A 771-nucleotide genomic window follows, 5' to 3' on the forward strand; every position below is an offset into this window, starting at 1 on the left:
CGATTCCGGGGATCAGGCCGAGGCCGATGATCCACGAGAAGACGAAGGCGGCCAGCCCGACGATGAAGGCGGCCAGGCTGAGGGACTGCTTGGGGCCGGCCACCGGAGCAGCGCCCATCGGAGCAGCTCCCATCGGGGCGGCGGGAGCCACGGGTGCAGCTGCCGGGGGAAGCGGTACGTCCGGTGCTGCCGGCGGCGGGGGCGGGGTATCGGTCATGGCGGTCTCTCCTACTCCGAAAAGGGTGCTGGAGTGTGCCAGCGCGCCCATCGTGTCAAGGTGCCCCGGCAGAGTCAACGCGCCCGGCGGAGTGTCCGCGACGCGCTAGGGCAACTGAATGTCGGTGACCGGCAGGGTCGAATCGGCGCCGAACCCGGGATCCGAGGGGCCGCGTCCTTCAGCGATGAGTCGGGCGCCCAACGCCGCGATCATCGCCCCCGCCGCGGCGGCGCGCTCCGTGGCGACGGTCCGGAGGCGGGTGTTGGCGATCACCCCACCGCCGAGGAGGAGCCGCGAAATGCCGAGATCCTGGCACGCCGCGATCGCCTTGGAAGTGAGCACATCGACCACGGCCTCCCGGAATCCGGCCGCGATGTCGGCAACCGCCGGTTCCTCCCCGCGGTCTCGCGCCGCCTCGACGAACCGGGCCACCGCGGTTTTGAGTCCGGAGAACGAGAAGTCGTAGCGGTGGCGCTCGAGATCCTTCGGCGCGGTGAGTCCGCGGGGGAAACGGATCGCCGTCGGATCCCCGAGGTCGGCCGCGCGATCGATCT

At 71.2% G+C, this 771-nt stretch carries 1 pseudogene; it reads right to left on the reverse strand.

The annotated features are described in order from the left end of the window. Window positions 1–322 precede the first annotated feature (322 nt). Window positions 323–771, reverse strand: a pseudogene (locus NT132_RS05240) (tRNA (adenosine(37)-N6)-threonylcarbamoyltransferase complex transferase subunit TsaD); the annotation flags it as partial.

It is taken from the genome of Microbacterium sp. (assembly GCF_026393345.1).
Classification (GTDB): domain Bacteria; phylum Actinomycetota; class Actinomycetes; order Actinomycetales; family Microbacteriaceae; genus Microbacterium.